The following is a 15,836-nucleotide window of genomic DNA, read 5'->3' as shown; positions in this document are numbered from 1 at the left end:
CAGCCTGCAAGGGGTTCACAGCGTGCGGGCGTTAAGAAACAGAACGGTAGCCGCCACGCGCGAGCGCACGTTAAGCTTACGCAGCAGATTGCGGATATGCACTTTTACCGTTTCTTCAGAGATATGCAGCGTGGCGGCAATTTGTTTATTCGACAGCCCGCGCGCCACTTCCTGCAGCACATCAAGCTCACGCTCGGTCAACAGGACAAAGGGGCTGTCGCTTTTGCTTTTATCGTTACGTTCAGCAAGGTAGCGGCGCACTTGTTCGCTGAACGCGTCGCCATGCGCCGCGCCGTGGCGAATGGCGCTAAGCAGCGCTTCCGGGTCGCTGTCTTTCAGCAGATAACCGTCCGCCCCGGCGTCTATCAGCGCATAAATATCGCTGCGGGCATCGGAAACGGTGAGCACGATAATACGGGCGCTTACGCCGTCGCGCCGCAGGCCGTTCAGCGTATCCAGCCCGCTTAGCCCTTTCATGTTCAAATCCAGCAGGATGACATCAGGCGACAGGCGGCTTGCAAGACTGATGGCCTCCACGCCGCTGCTCGCTTCGCCCGCCACGGTGAAATAACTGTCGGTTTCCAGCAGTTGCCGGATGCCGCGGCGCATCAGCGGATGATCGTCGACAATCAGCACCTGACAGGTGGGTTTTTCTGACATTGCGTGCTCCCGGGTATTAATCGTTATCGTCATTGTTGTTATCCGGCCTCCCTGCCGTTTGTTCGCCGCTAAGCGAAGCGAAACTCACACTCACCAGCGTACCGCCATTGCGCAGGCGGCTAATGGTCAGCGCGCCGCCTAACCTTTCGGCGCGTTCTCGCATGATAGTAAGCCCATAGTGCCCTTCAGGCTCATCCACGCTTTCAATGCCGCAGCCGTCGTCGTGAATATATACCGCATGATGCCCCTCCGGTGCGCTGACGCAGCTCACTGAAATCTCCTGCGCGCGCGCATGTTTTATCGCGTTCAGCACCGCTTCGCGGATTATCTGCAACAGATGCACCTGCTGCTGGGCATCCAGCGCCAGCAGCGACAGGCGGCAGTCGAGTCGGATAGTCGCTGCCGTTTGCGCGCGCAGCGGTTCAATCATCTCTTCCAGCGCCGCGGGAAAGTCCGCCTGCTGAAGCGTCAGGCGAAAGGTGGCCAGCAGTTCGCGCAGTTGCTGGTAAGCGTCATTCAACGCGCGGGTAAAATCGCCGATGATGCGCTGCGCCGCGTGGTTCTCTTCCGGCACGGCGCGCCGCAGCAGGGTAAGCTGAATGCGCAGATAAGAGAGCACCTGCGCCAGCGAATCGTGCAGCTCGCGCGCAATGGTGGCGCGCTCCTCCATCAGCAGCAGTTGCTGGGTGTGCTTTTGCGCCTGGTTGAAATAAAGCCCGCGACCCAGCATGTTCGCGACGCTCTGCATCAGTTGCGGCGAGGGTTTGTCAGCCGTTTCGCCCTGCCAGCGCAGCTCGCCGAATCGGGTCTCCTGCATCGTGATAGGCAGCGTCTGCCAGGGCGCGTCCGCCTGCGCGTCGCCCTCCTGCAAACGCCACGTCGCGCCGACCGCCATCTCTACGCTGCTTACCGGCTCGTGCTCGCGGACCAGCTGGAGGATGTGGCGAAAACAGCGGCGGTCGATGGTGCCGACGTTCAGCGCCTGCGAGCAGTGAAACAGCACCTCCAGCATGCGATTCGCCTCCTGCAGGCTAAGGGTTTTCTCCGCCACGCTCTCTTCAAGCGAACGGTAAAGCTTCTCCAGTTCGCCTGACATGCGCGTGAAGGTGCGGCCCAGCAGGCCGAGTTCGTTAGTCAGGCGGGTTTCCAGCGGCGGGTGATCGAATCGCCCCTGTTCAATGCGGCGGCTGGCTTCCACCAGCGCGCTAAGCGGCGCCACCACCTGCTGGTTAATGCGCCGCAGGGTGAAAAAGACCAGCAGCAAAATAGCGGCGAAGCCCAACAGGCAGATGGCGACCACCAGCAGCATTTTTCGCTCGGCGTAGTGTTGCAAAGCCAGGACGAAGCTGTCGATTTGCGCTACGTAGCTTGCGATATTCTGCCGGTACCAGATGATGTCGCCGCGCGCCAGACGGGCATCCATTTGCCGCCAGCGATCGTGGAGCAGGGCGTAGCTTTCCTGTACCTGCATCGGCACCCAGGGGTGGTGAAGCTGCTGGAAAACGGGGGAGTCAAGCGTCCGGCCATAGTGCTGGCGATGCAAGGCCAGTTGCGGATCGTTCGCCTGTAAGTCATACCCCAGCCGGTAGCTTTGCATGCGTAAGGAACCCGCAATGTTGACCGCCTCGGCGTCGCGCAGGCTGCTGGCGAGCGTAAGCAGCGCCACGCCGGTGGAAAGCAGCGAAAGCAGAACGATACAGAAAAAAGCGCGGGCCAGGCTTTTTGAGACCGGGCGTTTAACAGTCACCGGGGAGTTCCTCATCTTTACTGTGGACGCAACCTACCAGAAAGCGAGGCCGGGGAAAATGCGTGAGATCCGGGTTAACGGGTTTATTCACGCAATCATTGCGACGCGTCACGAACGTCGCGTCTTACCGGGTTTTGTTTCCCAACAGCCAACGCTTCCAGCGCGAAAGCCTGAGTTTGCGCCTGGCTCGCTGCAACCTTGATCCCGCATCGTGATTTACCCCTAAAGGGGGATGCCTGACTACTCACTGGTAACTTAATGTTACGCCGCAATAAAAGCCGCAGTGAATGCGGAGATAACCACTTTCGCGGCGCCTGCCGCAGCGCAAAACAGGGAAGGGAAATGGCGGAAATGTCGAGACGTGGCCTACTGACCGGACGCAAAGCGCCGGTTATTCGTCCGCCCTGGAGCGGGTCGGAAAGCCATTTCACCGAACGGTGCAGCCGTTGCAACGCCTGCCTGAACGCGTGCGAAACCGGCGTCCTGCGCGCCAGCGCGGGCGGCTTTCCGCAGCTTGATTTTACCCATGCCGGCTGCACGTTTTGCTACGCCTGCGCCGCCGCCTGTCCGCAACCCATTTTTGCTGAGCGAAGCGCTCGCCCCTGGGAATACCAGCTTGCTCTCAGCGCACAATGCCTCGCGTTGCACCGGGTGGAATGCCGCTGCTGTCAGGATGCCTGCCAGACGCAGGCTATCCGTTTTTCACCTGTATTGACGGGCGTCGCGATACCGCATATCGCGTCTGAAGCGTGCAATACCTGTGGCGAGTGCCTGCGCGCCTGCCCGGTGTCGGCATTAAGCCTGAGGACGGCCCATGACCGCTGAATGGCACGTATGTGGATTACTGGTTCAGGCTCGCCCCGGCGATATCGCGGCGGCGGCAAACAGCATTAACGCGCGGCCCGGCTGCGAGGTCGCGGCGCAGGACGAAGCGGCGGGCAAACTCGTGGTCGTGATGGAAGCCGCAACCAGCGCGGCGTTATTAGCCAACATTGAGTCGGCGCGCCAGCTTGAAGGCGTACTGGCGGTGTCGCTGGTTTATCACCAGCAGGAAGCATGTGAGGAAACAGCATGAAACTCAGTCGTCGTAGCTTTATGAAAGCTAACGCCGTCGCCGCGGCCGCGGCTGCGGCGGGCCTCAGCGTACCTTCTGTCGCCCGCGCGGCGGCGGGCGACGCGCAGACCATCAAGTGGGATAAAGCGCCGTGTCGCTTTTGCGGCACCGGTTGCGGCGTGCTGGTGGGCACGCAAAACGGCAAGGTCGTGGCAAGCCAGGGGGACCCGGACGCGCCGGTCAACCGCGGCCTTAACTGCATTAAAGGCTACTTCCTGCCGAAGATAATGTACGGAAAAGATCGCCTGACGCAGCCTCTGCTGCGTATGAAAGACGGTCAGTTCGATAAAGAAGGCGAATTTACGCCCGTCAGTTGGGAGCAGGCCTTCGATGTCATGGAAGAGAAGTTTAAAACCGTGTTGAAAGCAAAGGGGCCGGAAGCCATCGGCATGTTTGGCTCCGGCCAGTGGACGGTCTGGGAAGGATACGCCGCCGCCAAGCTTTTCAAGGCGGGATTTCGCTCCAATAACATTGACCCGAACGCGCGCCACTGCATGGCGTCCGCCGTTGTGGGCTTTATGCGCACTTTCGGCATGGATGAGCCGATGGGGTGTTATGACGATATCGAACAGGCGGATGCTTTTGTGCTCTGGGGCTCCAACATGGCGGAGATGCACCCTGTCCTCTGGTCGCGCATCGCTAACCGTCGCCTCTCTGACAACAACGTCAATGTTTCGGTGCTCTCGACCTTTGAACACCGCAGCTTTGAACTGGCGGATAACGGCATGGTCTTCACGCCGCAAACCGATCTCGCCATTCTTAACTACATCGCTAATTACATTATTCAAAACGATGCGGTAGATAAGACGTTCCTCAGCCAGCATGTGAATATCAAACGCGGCGCCACGGATATTGGCTATGGGCTGCGTCCCAACCACCCGCTGGAGCAAGCGGCGAAAAACCCCGGCTCCGACGCCGCCGAACCGATGAGTTTTGACGAGTACAAAGCGTTTGTGGCGGAGTATACGCTGGAGAAAACCAGCGCCCTGAGCGGCGTGCCTGCCGACCAGTTGGAAGCGCTGGCGAAGCTCTACGCCGACCCGGATAAAAACGTCATCTCCTACTGGACGATGGGGTTTAACCAGCACAGCCGCGGCGTATGGGCAAATAACCTTTGCTACAACCTGCATCTTCTGACCGGCAAAATCTCGAAGCCCGGCTGCGGGCCTTTCTCGCTGACGGGCCAGCCTTCCGCCTGCGGCACGGCGCGCGAAGTGGGGACGTTCTCCCACCGTCTGCCTGCCGACATGGTCGTGACAAACGATAAGCATCGCGACATCGCCGAGCAGAAATGGAACCTGCCAGCGGGCACCATTCCGGCGAAAGTCGGCCTGCATGCCGTAGCGCAGGACAGGGCGCTGAAAGACGGCAAGCTCAACGTGTACTGGGTGATGTGTAACAACAACATGCAGGCCGGACCGAACATCAATCAGGAGCGTATGCCAGGCTGGCGCGATCCGCGCAATTTCGTGATCGTCTCCGATCCCTATCCGACGGTGAGCGCGCTGGCGGCGGATCTGATCCTGCCGACCGCCATGTGGGTGGAAAAAGAGGGTGCTTACGGCAATGCCGAACGTCGCACCCAGTTCTGGCGTCAGCAGGTTAAAGCGCCAGGCGAGGCGAAATCGGATCTCTGGCAGCTCGTTAACTTTGCGAAGCGTTTTAAAACCGACGAGGTGTGGAGCGAAGCGCTGCTGGCGCAGAAACCGGAGCATCGCGGCAAGAGCCTTTATGAGGTGCTGTTTGCAAGCCCGGCGATAAGCCGCTTCCCGCTGAGCGAGCTGGCGGAAGACCAGCTTAACGATGAGTCCCGTGAATGCGGGTTCTATCTGCAAAAAGGGTTGTTTGAAGAGTACGCAAGCTTTGGACGCGGACACGGCCACGACCTCGCGCCGTTTGATGACTACCACAAGGCGCGCGGTTTGCGCTGGCCGGTCGTGAACGGCAAGGAAACGCAGTGGCGTTACAGCGAAGGACACGATCCGTATGTCAAAGCGGGCGAGGGCTTTACGTTCTACGGCAAACCGGACGGCAAGGCCGTTATCTTCGCGCTGCCATACGAGCCTGCGGCGGAATCGCCGGATAAAGAATATGACCTGTGGCTCTCTACTGGTCGCGTGCTGGAGCACTGGCACACCGGCAGCATGACGCGCCGCGTGCCGGAACTGCACCGCGCGTTCCCGCAAGCCGTGCTTTTCATTCATCCGCTGGATGCAAAAGCCAGGGGATTCAGGCGAGGTGACAGCGTAAAAGTGGTCTCCCGTCGTGGCGCAGTCACGTCGATTGTTGAAACCCGCGGTCGCAACCGTCCGCCGCAGGGGCTGGTCTACATGCCGTTTTTCGACGCCGCGCAGCTGGTAAACAACCTGACGCTTGACGCCACCGATCCGCTCTCGAAAGAGACGGATTTCAAAAAGTGCGCCGTGAAGCTTGAGAAAGCCTGAGGCGTACCGGCGTTACCGCGGCGCGGCGAGAGGCTGCGCCAGAGCGAGTTTCATAATAATGACAGAGGGAATTCGGGAGCTAATCATGAAGAACCATTTCCTGAAAAAGGGGCTGTTTTATTGGGCGGCGCTGTTGCTGCTCTTAAGCGGCGCGGCATGGGCGGCTGGCGGCATGGATTTTAGCCAGTCGCCGGAAGTGTCGGGCACCCGGGAGGACGCTGTCCGCATGCCGAAGCAGCAGGAGCGAATGGCGCTGAACTATGTTAATCAGCCGCCGATGATCCCGCACAGCGTGGACGGCTACCAGATAAACACCAACACTAACCGCTGCTTGCAGTGTCACGGCGTGGAACACTACCGCGCTACGGGCGCGCCGCGCATAAGCCCAACCCACTTTATCGACAGCGAAGGCAAAGTACTGGCGGGCGTAGCGCCGCGCCGCTATTTCTGTCTGCAATGCCATGTGCCGCAAACGGACGCGTCGCCTATTGTCGATAACACCTTTACGCCGTCTAAAGGCTTTGGTCAGTGAGGCGCGCCATGAACCCTTCCCGCAAACCTGGCGTACTTAAACGCCTGTGGCTGTGGTGGCGTCGTCCGAGCCGTCTGGCGCTCGGCACGCTGCTGCTCATTGGCTTCGCCGCCGGCATTATTTTCTGGGGCGGCTTTAATACCGGCCTTGAAATGACCAACCGTGAAGCGTTTTGCATCAGCTGTCATGAGATGCGCAATACCGTTTATCAGGAATACATGCAGACGGTGCACTACAGCAACCGAAGCGGAGTGCGCGCCACCTGCCCGGATTGCCACGTTCCCCATGAATGGGCGCCGAAAATGGTGCGTAAAATTCAGGCCAGCAAAGAGCTTTACGCCAAAGCGTTTGGCTTAATCGACACGCCGAAAAAGTTTGAAGATCACCGGCTGGCGATGGCGCAAAACGAATGGCGGCGAATGAAAAACAACAATTCTCAGGAGTGCCGCAACTGCCATAATTTCGACTTTATGGATTTCAGCGTGCAAAAAACCGTGGCGGCAAGCCTGCATGATAAAGCGATTAAGGCGGGGCAAACCTGTATCGACTGCCATAAAGGCATCGCGCATAAGCTGCCGGATATGGCTGAGGTGAAAAACGGCTTTTGAGTACCTCTCCCTTGACGGCAGGGGAGGGGTTTCAGACGCCTTCGCGCGACAAATCCCTTCAGGGGGCTTACTATAAATCCCCCGACAGTGTTGAACAGGAAGCCGCGATGTCGCTCAACGTCACCCTTATCAAAGATAAAATCCTCTCTGAAAACTACTTTGTTCTGCGCAACGTGACTTATGACCTGACGCGAAAAGATGGCGAAGTTATCCGCCACAAGCGCGAAGTCTATGACCGGGGCAACGGCGCCGCCGTTCTGCTTTATAACCGCGAAAAGCAAAGCGTGGTGCTGATTCGTCAGTTCCGCGTCGCCACCTGGTTGAACGGCAACGCCGACGGTATGCTGATAGAAGCCTGCGCGGGCCTGCTTGATAACGACGAACCGGAAGTCTGCATTCGTAAAGAGGCGATTGAAGAGACGGGATATGAAGTTAGCGACGCCGCTAAAGTCTTTGAACTTTATATGTCGCCGGGCGGCGTTACCGAAATTGTGCACCTTTTTATCGCCGAATACAGCGAAGCGCAGCGCGCCAGTGCGGGCGGCGGCGTGGAAGACGAAGAGATAGAAGTGCTGGAAATGCCTTTCAGTGAAGCGCTGGCAAAAGTAAAAAGCGGGGAAATCCGCGACGCTAAAACGGTGATATTACTACAGCACCTGCATGCCAGTGGAATAATGTATTGATTTCACAAGGCAATTAAACACGTATTTTAAATGAATCAATCCGATAAATCTGATTGAGCAGCCTGCGGCGGGCGATGAAGATAGGCGCATAAATCCTCAATTGACCTCTTTTTGTTCAGGGTATGTGCCGTTCATGTCGTCTCGCCTTTTTCTATTGCTTACGTTTTTTTTGTTTCTGACGCCCTGCGCTTTTGCCGCGCCAGTACAAAAAAACTTTACCGACTGGCAAGTTACCTGCAACAACCAGAACTTCTGCCAGGCCCGCAACACAGGCGAGCATCAGGGGCTGGTGATGACGCTTTCCCGCAGCGCCGGCGCGCGGGCCGATGCGCAGTTGCGTATCGACTTCGGCAACCTTAACGGCCTGAATAAAGTCCCGGCTAAAACGCCGCCCATTGCGCCGCGTCTGTTGCTGGACGATAAATCGTTGACGCCTGCGGGTGATAAATGGCGCATCAGCCCTAACCGCCTGGCTACCGACGAGCCGGCGACCATCAACACCTTTCTGGCGCAAATACAGGAAGCTTCCGCCATTACGCTTAAGGGCGGCGCAGGTAATCTTTCACTCGCCGGGCTCAAGGCGGCGTTAATGTTTATCGACGCGCAGCAAAAGCGCATCGGCAGCGAAACCGCATGGATTAAAAAGGGCGACGAGCCGCCGCTTAGCGTGCCGCCTGCGCCTGCGCTGAAAGAGGTCGCTATCACCAACCCAACGCCTACGCCGCTCTCCCAAAGTGAGCTTAACGATCTGCTTGATTACGGCTCCTGGCGCATGAACAACAGCCAGTGTTCACTGGACCCGGCGCGGCGCGAAGTGCGCGTGTCGGCGTTAAGCGATGACAAAGCGCTGATGATAATCAGCTGCGAAGCGGGAGCGTATAACACGGTCGATCTCGCCTGGCTGGTATCGCGTAAAAAGCCTTTCGCCTCCTGGCCGGTCAGGCTGCGGCTGCCCTTTACGCCCGCGAGCGATAACCCGGACCTGGAGTTGATGAACGCGTCCTATAACGAGAAAACCAAAGAGCTCGCCACGCTTGCCAAAGGGCGCGGGCTTGGCGACTGCGGCGTCGCCACGCGCTGGCGCTATGACGGACAGCGTTTTCGGCTGGTACGCTACGCCGAAGAGCCAAGCTGCGACGGCTGGAACGGTCCCGACAGCTGGCCCATTCTCTGGGTCACAAAATAATCCCGCTGTTGCCGCTGTGCTTTTTTGCGTATATTTTCGCGGGCTTAGCAAGACAAAAAGAGGCGGCGGCAAATGGCGGTTACTGGCAGCAAAGGGATGCGCGGCGCGGCGGCGCTGATGTTTTTTTTACCTCTGGCCTGCGCTGGCGCAGCGTTGACGCCGCAGGATGAGCAGGAGATAGGCAAGCTTATCGCGCAGTGGAACGCTTTCAAAAATCGCCCGCAGGCGGTCTCCGCTGCCGCTCTGTATGCCGGGCAGATTACGTTTTATGGCAAAACCCTGCCATTGAGCGCTGTGGTTGAGCAGAACGCGGCGTTTGTGCAAAAACACCCTCACTACGCCCAGAAAATCGTCAACAGGCTGACGTTTGACGCGCTTGATGAGGCGCAGCCCGCCGCGCAGGTGACTTTCGTGAAAGCCGCAGGGCTTGAGCCTTCCAGCGAGCGTTACTACCCGGCGACCCTGGTGGTGGCAAAGCAGGCTGAAGGCTGGCGCATCCGTGAAGAAAGCGACTGGATAACCGAGTCTAACCAGCAAAAAGAAAAAGATTACCGGGTCGCGGGCGGGCGCTTTAATGGCGTGACCAAAAGCTATGCCTGGCTGAGCGCAAGCGATCCCAAAACCGGCGGCGTTTGCGATGAAAGCGGCGACTGCGAGTGCGACGTCTGGAACAGCGACCCGGCGATAGCGCCTGCGAAGCTGCCCTCCTGCATTGGCGGCGGGGTCGAAACCCTTGCCGGGCTGGATGAGAGCGGCCGCGATCGCCTGCTCATTTATCCCCAATGGTGGACCAGCGCCTGGAGCGTGGCTTATCTCTATGACATCCAGCAAAAGCAGTGGGTAAAAGCCATCCCTTCGTTTTCAATGAATACCAATGTGCAGGAAAACGCGCAGGGGAAAGAACTGGTCGCTCGTGACGCGCGACATCCGGGCCAGGTCATCGTGGCGCAGGCGAAATGGGACGAAGAGAAAGAGGATATTGTGATTGAGAAAGCGTCCGTGCCGCTCAACGTACTTCACTAAAAGCGTGGCGATTCAGCCCGGCGGCTGAATCGCCAGCCGTTTTACTTGTTAAGCACTTTTTTCGCTTTTTCCACCACGTTCTCCACCGTAAAGCCGAAGAACGGGAAGAGTTTTTCCGCCGGCGCGGATTCGCCATAGCTGGTCATGCCGACAATCGCGCCCTTCAGGCCGACATATTTGTACCAGTAATCCGCAATGCCCGCCTCGACGGCTACGCGCGCTTCCACGTCGGAAGGCAGCACCGACTCTCGGTACGCTTCATCCTGGGCTTCAAACACGTCGGTGGAAGGCAGCGATACCACGCGCACCTTATGGCCTTCGGCGGTCAGTTTTTCCGCCGCCTGCACGGTAATTTCCACTTCCGAACCGGTAGCGATGAGGATAACGTCCGGCTTGCCGTCGCTCTCTTTCAGCACATAGCCGCCGCGGGCAATATTCTCAACCTGCTCCGGCGTACGGTCCATCTGCGCCAGGTTCTGGCGAGAGAGGATCAGCGCGGTTGGGCCGTTATGGCGTTCCACGGCCGCTTTCCAGGCCACCGCCGCTTCCACCTGGTCGCACGGGCGCCAGCTGGTGAAGTTCGGCGTGAGCCGCAGGCTCGCCAGCTGTTCCACCGCCTGATGCGTCGGGCCGTCTTCGCCAAGACCAATCGAGTCGTGGGTATAAACCATAATCTGGCGAGCGCTCATCAGCGCCGCCATGCGCGCCGCGTTGCGGGCGTACTCGACGAACATCAGGAAGGTGGCGGTATAAGGTACGAAGCCGCCATGATGGGCAATGCCGTTGGCGATAGCCGTCATGCCAAATTCACGCACGCCGTAGTGAATATAGTTACCCGCTTCGTTTTCCTTAAGCGATGTTGAACCCGACCAGATAGTGAGATTGCTTGGCGCAAGGTCCGCTGAACCGCCGAGCAGCTCCGGCAATGACGGGCCGTAAGCGTTAAGCGCGTTTTGCGACGCTTTACGGGTGGCGATTTTCGCCGGTTCCGCCTGCAGCTTCTTAATGTAATCCTGGGTAAGCTGCTCCCAGTTCTCCGGCAGGCCGCCGCTCATGCGTCGGTTAAATTCCGCCGCCAGCTCCGGGTGCGCTTTTTCATAAGCGGCGAATTTATCTTTCCAGCTCGCTTCCTGCTGCTGGCCTTTTTCGCGGGCGTCCCAGGCCTGGTAGATCTCCTGCGGAATTTCAAACGGCGGATAGTTCCAGCCAAGCTGCTTGCGCGTTAGCGCCACTTCTTCTTCGCCGAGCGCCGCGCCGTGCGCTTCTTCTTTCCCTGACTTATTCGGCGAGCCAAAGCCTATCACCGTACGGCAGATAATCAGCGAAGGCTTGTCCTTCACGCGCTGCGCCTCTTCAATAGCGCGTTTAACCGCCTGCGGGTCGTGGCCGTCAATTTCATGGACCACATGCCAGTTGTAGGCTTCGAAGCGCTTCGCCGTATCATCGGTAAACCAGCCTTCGGTTTCACCGTCAATCGAAATACCGTTGTGGTCGTAGAAGCCAATCAGCTTGCCAAGCCCCAGCGTGCCCGCCAGCGAGCAGACCTCGTGCGAGATGCCTTCCATTAAGCAACCGTCGCCCATAAAGACATAGGTGAAGTGGTCGACAATCTCATGGTCCGGGCGGTTAAACTGCGCCGCCAGCGTGCGTTCGGCAATCGCCAGGCCTACCGCGTTCGCCAGCCCCTGGCCGAGCGGCCCGGTGGTGGTTTCCACGCCCGGCGTATAGCCGATTTCCGGGTGGCCGGGCGTTTTGGAATGGAGCTGGCGGAAGTTTTTCAGCTCTTCCATCGGCAGGTCGTAGCCTGAAAGATGCAGCAGGCTATAAAGCAGCATAGAGGCGTGACCGTTAGAAAGAATAAAACGGTCGCGGTCATACCAGGCCGGGTTGGTCGGATTGTGCTTCAGGAAGTCATTCCATAATACTTCGGCGATATCCGCCATGCCCATCGGCGCGCCCGGATGACCGGACTTCGCTTTTTGCACCGCATCCATACTCAGGGCGCGGACGGCGTTAGCTAACTGCTGTCGTGACATGTTTCACTCCATGGCAAAGTTAAAGTTTGGCGGCGAGCAGATCTTCCAGCGCGCGCTGGTCCACAGCGAACTGGCGGATGCCCTCGGCAAGTTTTTCAACGGCCATCGCGTCCAGGTTATGCTCCCAGCGGAACTCCGCTTCGGTCAGCGGTTCCGGACGGCGGTAGCCTTGTTTATTGGGGATAAGCTTGCGTTCCACCACGGCGTCTTTTTCCTGCAGCTCTTTAAGCAGGTTAGGGGAGATGGTCAGACGGTCGCAGCCCGCCAGCGCGAGGATCTGCTCGGTACGGCGGAAGCTTGCGCCCATAACGATGGTGTCGTAATTGTGCTGTTTGTAGTAGTCGTAGATATTGCGCACTGACTTCACGCCCGGATCTTCATCCACGACATACGGGTCCATCGGCTTGCGGCTGTTGTACCAGTCGTAGATACGGCCGACGAACGGCGAAATCAGATATACCCCCGCTTCGGCGCAGGCGCGCGCCTGGGCGAAGGAGAAAAGCAGCGTCAGGTTGCACTTGATGCCCTCTTTCTCCAGCTCCTCAGCAGCGCGGATGCCTTCCCAGGTTGAAGCGAGTTTGATCAGAATGCGATCCCGGTCGACGCCCTGATCCTGGTAAAGCTCTACCAGGTGGCGCGCCTTCTGCATGCTTTTTTCTTTATCAAACGACAGGCGGGCGTCCACTTCGGTGGAAACGCGGCCCGGGATGCTTTTCAGAATTTCCGCACCCACATTGACCGCCAGCTTGTCGCTCGCTTCGGCGACCTGCTGCTCCTGCGTTTTGCCGCGCTGCTTGCCCCAGACGAGCGCATCTTCGAAAAGGTGTTGATAATGCTCAAGACTTGCGGCTTTCAGCAGCAGGGAAGGGTTAGTCGTCGCATCCTGCGGCTGATAGTGCCGGATGGATTCAATGTCGCCGCTGTCGGCGACTACGGTGGTGAATTGTTTGATGCCTTCTAGCTGATTCATGGTCAATACTCCTTGAAAAGCAAATGCTTAGCAGAGCGTTTCCTGACACGCCCCGGAAAAACTCATAGAGAACATAACTAAAAAGCATAGCAGACGAGCGTGGCGTTGCTTCCGGCGTTAGGTAACATACTCTCTATAAATTGCTAACATTCCTTACCTTACGGCCGGGAATTTTGGGAGCGTTCAAAGTTTACGGCGTCGCAAGCAGCCATACTACTCGCCTCCTCAGGCGTGCCAGTGACGGTTCGCCCCTCTGACCTTACTGAAAGACAGATAAAAAAGGATCGAACAAATGGATGATCAACTGAAGCAAAGTGCCCTCGACTTCCATGAATTTCCGGTGCCCGGAAAAATTCAGGTCTCGCCTACCAAACCCCTCGCCACCCAGCGCGACCTGGCGCTGGCCTATTCGCCGGGCGTCGCGGCGCCCTGTCTTGAGATTGCGGCGGACCCGCTGGCGGCGCACAAATATACCGCCCGCGGCAACCTGGTGGCTGTTATCTCCAACGGTACGGCGGTGCTTGGGCTTGGCAACATCGGCGCGCTGGCCGGCAAGCCGGTAATGGAAGGCAAAGGCGTGCTGTTTAAGAAATTCGCCGGTATCGATGTGTTTGATATCGAAATCGACGAACACGATCCGGATAAACTGATTGATGTGGTGGCCGCGCTCGAACCCACTTTCGGCGGCATTAACCTGGAAGACATCAAAGCGCCTGAGTGCTTCTATATTGAGCAGAAGCTGCGCGAGCGCATGAACATCCCGGTGTTTCATGATGACCAGCACGGCACCGCGATTATCTGTACCGCCGCGGTGTTAAACGGCCTGCGGGTGGTGAAAAAGACTATCTCCGACGTGCGGCTGGTGGTTTCCGGCGCCGGGGCTTCCGCTATCGCCTGTATGAACCTGCTGGTGGCGCTCGGCATGCAGAAGCACAACATTGTGGTCTGCGACTCTAAAGGCGTTATCTACAAAGGCCGTGAAGAGAACATGGCGGAGACCAAAGCCGCCTATGCGATTGACGATAACGGCAAGCGCACGCTGGGCGAGGTGATTGAAGGCGCGGATATTTTCCTGGGCTGCTCCGGCCCGAAAGTGCTCACCCAGGAGATGGTAAAACAGATGGCGGATTCGCCGCTTATCCTGGCGCTGGCGAACCCGGAGCCGGAAATCCTGCCGCCGCTGGCGAAAGAAGTGCGCCCGGACGCCATCATCTGCACGGGGCGCTCGGACTATCCGAATCAGGTCAACAACGTACTCTGCTTCCCGTTCATCTTCCGCGGGGCGCTGGATGTGGGCGCGACCGCCATTAACGAAGAGATGAAGCTCGCCGCGGTACACGCCATTGCGGAGCTGGCCCACGCCGAGCAAAGCGAAGTGGTCGCTTCCGCCTATGGCGACCAGGAGCTATCGTTCGGGCCGGACTACATTATCCCGAAACCGTTCGATCCGCGTCTTATCGTGAAAATCGCCCCTGCGGTGGCGAAGGCGGCGATGGATTCCGGCGTGGCGACGCGGCCGATTGACGATTTCGAAGCCTATAAAGACAAGCTCACCGAGTTCGTTTACAAAACCAACCTCTTTATGAAGCCAATCTTCTCCCAGGCGCGCACCGATCCGAAACGCGTCGTGTTAACGGAAGGGGAAGAGGCGCGCGTGCTGCACGCCACGCAGGAGCTGGTCACGCTTGGCCTTGCGAAGCCGATTCTGGTGGGCCGCCCGAGCGTCATCGAAATGCGTCTGAAAAAGCTGGGTCTGCAAATTCAGCCCGGGGTAGATTTCGAGATAGTGAATAACGAATCGGACCCGCGTTTTAAAGAGTACTGGAACGAGTACTACACCATCATGAAGCGTCGCGGCGTAACCCAGGAGCAGGCGCAGCGCGCGGTGATCGGCAACACCACGGTGATTGGCGCAATCATGGTTCATCGCGGCGAAGCGGATGCGATGATTTGCGGCACCATTGGCGATTATCATGAACATTTCAGCGTTGTTCAGCAGATTTTCGGCTATCGCGAAGGGGTAAAAGCGGCGGGCGCGATGAATGCGCTGCTGCTGCCGAGCGGCAACACCTTTATCGCTGATACGTATGTTAATGACGACCCGGCGCCGGAACAGTTGGCGGAGATTACCGTGATGGCGGCGGAAACCGTGCGTCGGTTCGGCATTGAGCCAAAGGTGGCGCTGCTTTCGCACTCCAACTACGGTTCGTCGAATTCACCCGCCGCCAGCAAGATGCGTGAAACGCTGCGGCTGGTGCGCGAGCGTGCGCCGGAGTTGATGATAGATGGCGAAATGCACGGCGACGCGGCGCTGATTGAAAGCATCCGCAACGACCGTATGCCGGACAGCCCGCTGAAAGGCTCCGCCAATATCCTTATCATGCCGAACGTGGAAGCGGCGCGAATTAGTTACAACTTACTTCGCGTTTCCAGCTCCGAAGGGGTGACCGTCGGGCCGGTCCTGATGGGGGTGGCGAAGCCGGTGCATGTGCTGACGCCTATCGCCTCGGTACGCCGCATTGTCAATATGGTGGCGCTGGCGGTGGTGGAGGCGCAGACGCAGCCGCTGTGATCGGTTGTTAAACGTGACGCTCCGTTCTTTTGCTGGAGCGGCGGCTTTCTCCCTCTCCCCGCTGGGGAGAAGGGCGGGGTGAGTCTGTGGGGGCGGTGAAAGGTGCCGTTCGCCTTTGCGTCGCGTTCACATGAAATCTCACATCCCGTGAACGGGTTAAGGGGGCTCGCCGCCGCCCCCTTAACAATCCCGGCTCGCGGCAGAAGGGCGGCCGCAGGAACCCTCTCGCATCCGCGTTGGTTGTGAATTCTGGATTTTCGT

Annotated in this window: 13 protein-coding genes; 9 read left to right on the top strand and 4 right to left on the bottom strand. The window is 58.4% G+C overall.

Annotated elements, in window-relative coordinates:
* Positions 1–15 precede the first annotated feature (15 nt).
* A complete protein-coding gene (narP, locus tag ACU4F7_RS16435; RefSeq protein WP_029593576.1) occupies positions 16–660 on the bottom strand; it encodes a nitrate/nitrite response regulator protein NarP in 645 nt (214 codons plus the stop codon).
* A 16-nt stretch (positions 661–676) separates the two neighbouring features.
* On the bottom strand, positions 677–2,407 hold the full coding sequence (gene narQ / locus ACU4F7_RS16430; protein WP_035888780.1) for a nitrate/nitrite two-component system sensor histidine kinase NarQ: 1,731 nt from the start codon (positions 2,405–2,407) through the stop codon (positions 677–679).
* A gap of 351 nt (positions 2,408–2,758) precedes the next feature.
* Between narQ and napF the strand changes: the two genes are divergently transcribed.
* From napF to ACU4F7_RS16390, 8 genes are all read left to right on the top strand, one after another.
* Entirely contained in the window at positions 2,759–3,232 is a 474-nt protein-coding gene (napF, locus tag ACU4F7_RS16425; RefSeq protein WP_481637370.1) for a ferredoxin-type protein NapF, read from the top strand.
* Positions 3,222–3,482 (top strand): chaperone NapD, encoded by a 261-nt coding sequence (gene napD / locus ACU4F7_RS16420; protein ID WP_481637369.1) that lies wholly within the window; start codon positions 3,222–3,224, stop codon positions 3,480–3,482. The genes napF and napD overlap by 11 nt, the downstream gene beginning before the upstream one ends.
* Entirely contained in the window at positions 3,479–5,965 is a 2,487-nt protein-coding gene (gene napA / locus ACU4F7_RS16415) for a nitrate reductase catalytic subunit NapA (RefSeq protein WP_481637368.1), read from the top strand. Before napD ends, napA begins: the two co-directional genes overlap by 4 nt.
* 85 nt (positions 5,966–6,050) lie before the next feature.
* Positions 6,051–6,497 carry a nitrate reductase cytochrome c-type subunit gene (napB, locus tag ACU4F7_RS16410; protein ID WP_024561450.1) on the top strand — a complete coding sequence of 149 codons (447 nt, stop codon included), beginning with the start codon at positions 6,051–6,053 and terminating at the stop codon, positions 6,495–6,497.
* 8 nt (positions 6,498–6,505) lie between these two features.
* Positions 6,506–7,105 (top strand): cytochrome c-type protein NapC, encoded by a 600-nt coding sequence (gene napC / locus ACU4F7_RS16405; RefSeq protein ID WP_481637367.1) that lies wholly within the window; start codon positions 6,506–6,508, stop codon positions 7,103–7,105.
* A 107-nt stretch (positions 7,106–7,212) separates the two neighbouring features.
* On the top strand, positions 7,213–7,788 hold the full coding sequence (gene nudK / locus ACU4F7_RS16400) for a GDP-mannose pyrophosphatase NudK (protein WP_481638745.1): 576 nt from the start codon (positions 7,213–7,215) through the stop codon (positions 7,786–7,788).
* Positions 7,789–7,921: 133 nt separating this feature from the next.
* Positions 7,922–8,974 carry a DUF1176 domain-containing protein gene (locus tag ACU4F7_RS16395; RefSeq protein ID WP_481637366.1) on the top strand — a complete coding sequence of 351 codons (1,053 nt, stop codon included), beginning with the start codon at positions 7,922–7,924 and terminating at the stop codon, positions 8,972–8,974.
* A 72-nt stretch (positions 8,975–9,046) separates the two neighbouring features.
* Positions 9,047–9,997, top strand: a complete 951-nt coding sequence (locus ACU4F7_RS16390; RefSeq protein ID WP_029593569.1) for a hypothetical protein — start codon at positions 9,047–9,049, stop codon at positions 9,995–9,997.
* A gap of 41 nt (positions 9,998–10,038) precedes the next feature.
* Here ACU4F7_RS16390 and tkt read toward each other — a convergent pair whose 3' ends face one another.
* Entirely contained in the window at positions 10,039–12,033 is a 1,995-nt protein-coding gene (gene tkt / locus ACU4F7_RS16385) for a transketolase (protein ID WP_481637365.1), read from the bottom strand.
* 19 nt (positions 12,034–12,052) lie between these two features.
* Positions 12,053–13,003, bottom strand: coding sequence for a transaldolase (gene tal / locus ACU4F7_RS16380; protein ID WP_029593567.1), 951 nt, complete (start codon positions 13,001–13,003; stop codon positions 12,053–12,055).
* A gap of 292 nt (positions 13,004–13,295) precedes the next feature.
* On the opposite strand from tal, the gene maeB reads away from it, so the two are divergent.
* Positions 13,296–15,575 (top strand): NADP-dependent oxaloacetate-decarboxylating malate dehydrogenase, encoded by a 2,280-nt coding sequence (maeB, locus tag ACU4F7_RS16375; protein ID WP_481637364.1) that lies wholly within the window; start codon positions 13,296–13,298, stop codon positions 15,573–15,575.
* Positions 15,576–15,836: the final 261 nt, after the last annotated feature.

This window comes from Franconibacter pulveris (assembly GCF_056780215.1).
This window is presented reverse-complemented; position numbering and strand designations above follow the sequence as displayed.

What these genes read in the sequence shown, in the direction of transcription:
- tkt (WP_481637365.1), bottom strand. Translation starts at nt 12,033, where the DNA reads ATGTCACGACAGCAGTTAGCTAACGCCGTCCGCGCCCTGAGTATGGAT.
- napB (WP_024561450.1), top strand. Translation starts at nt 6,051, where the DNA reads ATGAAGAACCATTTCCTGAAAAAGGGGCTGTTTTATTGGGCGGCGCTG.
- ACU4F7_RS16395 (WP_481637366.1), top strand. Translation starts at nt 7,922, where the DNA reads ATGTCGTCTCGCCTTTTTCTATTGCTTACGTTTTTTTTGTTTCTGACG.
- tal (WP_029593567.1), bottom strand. Translation starts at nt 13,003, where the DNA reads ATGAATCAGCTAGAAGGCATCAAACAATTCACCACCGTAGTCGCCGAC.
- napA (WP_481637368.1), top strand. Translation starts at nt 3,479, where the DNA reads ATGAAACTCAGTCGTCGTAGCTTTATGAAAGCTAACGCCGTCGCCGCG.
- narP (WP_029593576.1), bottom strand. Translation starts at nt 660, where the DNA reads ATGTCAGAAAAACCCACCTGTCAGGTGCTGATTGTCGACGATCATCCG.
- napC (WP_481637367.1), top strand. Translation starts at nt 6,506, where the DNA reads ATGAACCCTTCCCGCAAACCTGGCGTACTTAAACGCCTGTGGCTGTGG.
- napF (WP_481637370.1), top strand. Translation starts at nt 2,759, where the DNA reads ATGTCGAGACGTGGCCTACTGACCGGACGCAAAGCGCCGGTTATTCGT.
- napD (WP_481637369.1), top strand. Translation starts at nt 3,222, where the DNA reads ATGACCGCTGAATGGCACGTATGTGGATTACTGGTTCAGGCTCGCCCC.
- nudK (WP_481638745.1), top strand. Translation starts at nt 7,213, where the DNA reads ATGTCGCTCAACGTCACCCTTATCAAAGATAAAATCCTCTCTGAAAAC.
- maeB (WP_481637364.1), top strand. Translation starts at nt 13,296, where the DNA reads ATGGATGATCAACTGAAGCAAAGTGCCCTCGACTTCCATGAATTTCCG.
- ACU4F7_RS16390 (WP_029593569.1), top strand. Translation starts at nt 9,047, where the DNA reads ATGGCGGTTACTGGCAGCAAAGGGATGCGCGGCGCGGCGGCGCTGATG.